A 5,705-nucleotide genomic window follows, 5' to 3' on the forward strand; every position below is an offset into this window, starting at 1 on the left:
CGAAGGAGCGTCGGCTCGACGCCAAGCAGCGCCGCAGCGAGGTCAAGCGCGCGCGCCGCGACGGCGACGACTGACCCGCAGCCCTGTCGCGGGCGCGCGGCCTACTTGGGCCAGCCCGTCTGCGGCAGGCCCGGCGTCACCTTCAGCGCGTTGGCGTAGTACACCTTCCGCAGCACCTGGTCGGGCAGCTGCAGGCCGTACAGCTTCCAGAACGCGTGGTAGTCGCGGTAGTAGTCGAAGTACTCGTCGCCCGTCTCGAAGACGCGCCAGTAGTACGGGTACTCGCTCGTCTCGTACGCATCCTTGCCGAACAGGATGCGGTCCTGGTACTTGATGAAGAACTCGCGTGACGCCCGCGGCGCGCGACCGAACTCGTACAGCACGGCCGACACTTCCGGGTATACGTTGGGCATGCGGTCGAGCGCCGCTGCCGCGCGCGCGAGGTCGTGGCCCCAGTACCCGAAGTGCGCGGCGATGTAACGCGTCTTCGGGTTGGCCGCGAACATGCGGTCGCGCTCGGCGAGCAGCTCCTCGAACGTCGGCTGGCCGGGGGCGTTGTTGCGGCGGCTCGGGAACAGCGCGAGCTCCAGCCAGCGCTCGTTCTTGTAGTCCATCTCCGAGAAGAACTCCATCGGTTCGGCCGTGTGGATGATCACCGGGATGTTCAGCCGTGCGCAGGCCTGCCACACGGGGTTGAGCGCCGGGTCGTCGACCTTCAGTCGGCCGCCGTTGGCGGCCTTGGCCGTGAGGCCGAGATTCTTGAAGATCTTCAGCCCGATGGCCCCGGCCTTCACGGAGGCCTCGAGATCGGCGACGGCCTTCTCCGACCAGCCGGGCGCGCCCGCGCCATCCCAGTTGACGTTGGCGAAGACGCGGAAGCGGCTCTCGTGCGGCGTGCCCTTGTAGACGGCGACCTTCTGCGCAATGGCCTCCGGACTCGTCCCGCCACTCAGGTTCACGAGCACGCGGATGTTGAGCGCGTCGAGCTCGCCGACGAGCCTGGCCATCGTCTCGGCGGTCGGGCCCGTGTGCGAGTGGATGTCGACCACCGGGAACTTCGCCTTGGGCACCGGGTGCTGCGGGGCGACCAGCGTCGAGCGCGGGCGGTAGTCGAGGATGCTGGGCGGCGGCAACTCGGGCTTCTGGCAACGGCCCTTGCGGACCTCCGTCGTGCCGGGCGGGCACTCGCCGTCGGCAGCAGGCGGCACCGACGGCGGGCCGCCGCCTCGCGGTTGTGCGACGACGCCGATCGTGAGGGCGACGAGGACCACGGCGAGGACACCGGTGAGGGCGGGGCGCATCCTGGACATGCGCGACACTCTATCGCGCGCGGACGGGAATCGGGAATCGGGAATCGGAAGTCGGGAATCGGGAGTCGGGAATCGGGGACGCCGTTGGTGCCCGTCCTCGAATCCCCCGGTCCGAGCGTGTGGTCATGGCCGCCGCCCCGAGCTCGAGAGTCGCCTGTACCCGGTACCCGGTACCCGGCACCCGGTTCTTGCTACGCTGGCGCCGTGGACTCCCCCGACCCCGGTGCTGCCCGGCGCTTGCGCGAACTCCGAGAAGCCCTGGTGCGCCTGCATCGCGCGTTGCTCGACTGGGAGCGTCGTGGGTACGAGCGCGCCCACGGGCGCCAGGCGTCCACCGAACTGCTGCAGGTGCTGCTGCACGACCCGGCGTTCGCGTGGCTGCGGCTGGTCTCGGATGCCATCGTGCGGGTGGACGAGATGCTGGCCGAGCCTGCCGACGCCGACGAGGACACCATCCTCGTGCAGGTCCGGGCCCTCGCCTCGCCCGATGCCGAGGGCACGCCCTATGCGCAGCGCTACCTGCAGGCGATCCAGGAGTCGCCGGACGCAGTGCTGGCGCACCGCGACCTGCTGGCGCTGCTGCGCCGCGCCCGGTAGCCGGCGACAGGCGCAGAGGTAGGGCGGGGTGTCCCCACCCCGCCGTCATCGACAACGGCGCGGTCGGAGACCGCGCCCTACCTGTGTGCTGCCCGTTCCTAGAACAGGATCTTCACCGTGAAGAACCCCTGCGTCCCCGGGTCGAACAGGTCTGCCTGGCCGTAGCGGGGGTCGTACGCGTTGCGGCCATCAGGCGAGGCCTCGATGAGCGCACGGTAGTCGTAGCCCTGCGACAGGTCGACGTGGCTCAGGTCGATGGCCGAGGACGGACGCGGGGCACCGGCGCCGCGGTTCAGGAAGTTGAACACGTGGCGCGTGGCCTTCTGGTTGAACACGTTGAGCATGTTCAGCTCGAGGCGGAGCCGCCGGCTCGCCCCGAGGCCGATCTCGTGCGAGACGAGCAGGTCGGTGCGCGAGAGCACGGGCGTGCGGCCCATGTCGCCGCGGCCGTCGACGAACAGCTGCGTCTGGTTGGTCGACACCACGTAGGTGGTCAGCGGCGTGCCGCTGCCGGCGTAGAAGAACGCGCCGATCTGCGTGCCGAACGGCAGCAGGTAGCTCCCGTACAGCTTCACGACGTGCGGACGGTCGGTGGGTAGCCGCCCGAGGACGTCGAGCGTGCCGCGCGAGTCCCAGAAGAGCTCGTCGATGTCCCACGCGCGGTTGGCGTTGCCGCCCGGACGCGCGATGCTGCCGCCCTGCTGCTGCGCCGTGGCCGAGCTCACGTTGGTGGTCGGTGTGTTGACTTCCTCGCTGGCCGCCAGGCCCGAGTAGTTGCCGTACAGCCGGCTCCACACGTAGCTCGCGCTCCAGAAGTAGTTGTTGGCAAAGCGCCGGTTCAGCGTGAACTCGAGCGCGTCGTACTGCCGCTTCGGCATCGGCACGGCGTAGCCCACCGGCGTCGCTCCCGACGGGAACTGCACCGTGGCGAGCCCGCGGCCGGGGTTGCCGATGACGTAGGTCTCGTTGCCCGACGCGTCGACGGCGCCGATGTCCTCGATGGTCTGTGACAGGGCGTTGTGCACGAAGTGGACGCCCATCGACATGTTGGCGCCGAGCTGGTACTCGGTGCCGATGCTGGTGCTGTCCTGGTACATCGGCCTGATGTCGGGGTCGGTCGAGTCGAAGTTCGGGACGCGCCGATCGCGGAAGCTGCCGGGGACGACCCACAGGTCGGCGCCGGGCATGTTCGACAGGTTGAGACTGCCGATGTCGAGCGTGTCGAGGCCGCGGTAGTAGACCTGCCACGTGTCGCCGCCGTAGGACCCGCGCGACAGTTCGTACTTGGTCCAGTCGAAGTAGCGTCCCCAGCTGCCGTAGACCTTGAAGCGGCCGTCGCCCCGGACGTCGTAGCTCGCGCCGAGGCGCGGCGCGATCTTGTCGCCGAAGCCGAACTGCATCGCGTCGACGCCGTCGCGGAACGACGGCACGGTCTCGCGCTCGGTACGCAGGCCGAGGTTGAGCGTGAGGCGGTCGGCCAGCGTCCACTGGTCCTGCACGTAGAACGACCAGATGTCGGCGCCGGCCTCGCCCTGCACGCCGCGGTTGTTCACTTCGTAGTACCCGTAGGTGCCGCGTCCGCGGTTGCCCTGGAAGTTGAAGTTGCGGTCCCAGAAGATGTTCACGTAGCCGCCCGGGTACGCCTGGTCGGCGTCGTTGATCGTCTTCTGCCAGCCGAACCCGCCCTTGAGCGAGTGGTTGCCGCCGAGGCTGAACGCATGGTTGTAGTCGGCGTTGACGAACCCGCGGTTGGTCGTGTCGTCCTGCACGATCAGCGCTCGCGGCGTGTTCTGCGTGCCGATCGGGCCCTGCAGCGATCCGGGCACGCCCGCCAGCCCGACGCTCGACGTCTGGTAGATGTAGTTGGTCGTCGTCGGGATGCCGGTGTCGTTGTAGGCGTCCTTGAAGTAGCCGCCGCGCACCGACAGGAACGAGCCCGGGGTGAGCGCGACGTCGACGTTGCCCGTCGTGTTGAACTGACGCGACTCGAAGCCGCGGGTCAGGTTCACGGCGTTGGCCGCCGCCGAACTGGTGAGCACGTTGGTGGCCGCGCCGTTGTAGGCCGGGAGCGTGCCCTCCGACGTCGTCGGCGTGAAGAGCACCGAGGCCGACGACGTGGTGCGCCCGGCGCGGTAGGTGAGCTTGCCGAAGGCCTGCGTGAAGGTCTGCGTGCGCGTGATCGCGCCAGGCTCCGTACCGTTGGAGAACAGGTAGTCGTTGGTGCGGCGTGCGAAGCGCGGCGAGTACGAGCCGAAGAAGAACAGCCGGTCGCGCAGGATCGGGCCGCCGAGCGAGCCGCCGATCTCGTTGCGGTGATCGGGCATCCGGTCGTCCTGCACGTAACTCACCGTCTGGTCGTCGGCGGGATCGAGCACCAGGCGCCTGACCGGGCCGGCGCCGAGCGGCGAGCCCTCGTAGTAGTAGTGCGCCTCGCCGCGGAACGTGTTGCCGCCCGACTTGGTCACCGCGCTGATCACGCCGCCGAGCGCGCCGCCGTACTCGGCGCCGATGCCCGCCGTCTTCACCTGCACCTCCTGCAGGTACTCGAACACGGTGTTCTGCCGCGAGCGGCCGTCGATCAGGCTGTTGGTCACCACGCCGTCGACGGTGAAGGCGTTCTCGGCGCCGCTGGCGCCGTTGACCTGGAAGCCGCCCTCGATCTCGCCGCTGTTGACCGAGGGTGCGGTCAGCGCGATGGACTGGAAGCTGCGGCCCTTCGGCAGCCTGTCGATCTCCTCCTCGCGGACGTTGTGCGCCACGAGCGTGCTCCGCACGTCGATGTCCTGGGGCGCACCCGACACCTGCACGACCTCCGACAGGTCGCCGACCTTGAGCTGCGCGTCGATGCGGATCGTCTTGCCGAGCGTCACCGCCACGTCGGCGAACTCCGCCTTCGCGAAGCCGGAGAGCTCGACCGTGAGCCCATAGCGGCCCGGGTCGAGGTCGGGGACCAGGTACAGGCCCTCGCCGTTGGTGGTCGTGGCGCGGACGGCGCCCGTGCCCTTGTTGGTGATGGTGACCGTGGTGCCCGGAAGCACCGCGCCGCTCGTGTCGGTCACCACGCCGCTCAGCCCGCCGAACCGCTCCTGCGCGGCGGCCGGGTGGGGGAGCAGCAGGAGCACCGCGGCCGCAGCGGCCAGGAATCGTCCCGCGAAAGGCATGTCGTCCCTTCCTGCGGCCGCGCGCGCGGCCGCGATGCGCACCGGGCCCGCCGGGCGCCGACGCCGGCGCAGGCGAACCACGGTCGACGCGTGCCTCACTGCACGCGCGGTCACCACAGGGAGCAAGCGGGGTTCCCGATCGGCCCGGTCGGGGACGGCTCGTCACGCGCCCGTGGCCGGGCGGGATGCGGTGGGGATGGAGGGCCCGTGGCCGATGGTGAAGAGGAGAATCAGCGCGTCACGCCACGCTTACGCATGGCCGCAATGGGCGCGCTGGCGTCCAACGATCCGGATCGTACGGCGTGGGTGACGCCAATTTGCTGGATCACTGTGGTGGCAATTTGAAATGTGACATTTCAGATTACCGGCGGCTCGGCCTTTGGCCTTCGCTCGCGCGCGACATCCCGAGGCGACAGGCCGAAGGCCGTCGCCCATCAATTTCAAATGTCGAATCTCGAATTGCCACCTCAGGGCACGATCTTGATGCCGGTGAACGTGCGCTGCGGCCCGTCCTGGTGCTCGACGTCGACGCGGATCACGTAGTCGCCTGCCGACAGCGGCGCGAGCGACACGTCGGCCGTGGCCCAGCCGATGCCGTTGTCGTCGGGCGGCACGATGGCCGTGGTGACCGGGATGA

The 5,705-nt window shown here is 69.4% G+C and carries 3 protein-coding genes; 1 reads left to right on the forward strand and 2 read right to left on the reverse strand.

The annotated features are described in order from the left end of the window. Positions 1-101 precede the first annotated feature (101 nt). Positions 102-1,310, reverse strand: coding sequence for an amidohydrolase family protein (locus ACIRDX_RS19920; RefSeq protein ID WP_396627185.1), 1,209 nt, complete (start codon positions 1,308-1,310; stop codon positions 102-104). 204 nt (positions 1,311-1,514) lie between these two features. Here ACIRDX_RS19920 and ACIRDX_RS19925 point away from each other — a divergent pair, with 204 nt between their 5' ends. Then, complete coding sequence (locus ACIRDX_RS19925; RefSeq protein ID WP_396627186.1) at positions 1,515-1,907, forward strand: hypothetical protein; 393 nt, start codon at positions 1,515-1,517, stop codon at positions 1,905-1,907. A gap of 98 nt (positions 1,908-2,005) precedes the next feature. Here ACIRDX_RS19925 and ACIRDX_RS19930 read toward each other — a convergent pair whose 3' ends face one another. Further along, positions 2,006-5,068 (reverse strand): carboxypeptidase regulatory-like domain-containing protein, encoded by a 3,063-nt coding sequence (locus ACIRDX_RS19930; RefSeq protein ID WP_396627187.1) that lies wholly within the window; start codon positions 5,066-5,068, stop codon positions 2,006-2,008. Positions 5,069-5,705: the final 637 nt, after the last annotated feature.

It is taken from the genome of Luteitalea sp., assembly GCF_044337415.1.
Classification (GTDB): domain Bacteria; phylum Acidobacteriota; class Vicinamibacteria; order Vicinamibacterales; family Vicinamibacteraceae; genus Luteitalea.

Coding starts and splice junctions, on each gene's coding strand:
- ACIRDX_RS19930 (WP_396627187.1), bottom strand. CDS start 5,068: ATGCCTTTCGCGGGACGATTCCTGGCCGCTGCGGCCGCGGTGCTCCTG.
- ACIRDX_RS19920 (WP_396627185.1), bottom strand. CDS start 1,310: ATGTCCAGGATGCGCCCCGCCCTCACCGGTGTCCTCGCCGTGGTCCTC.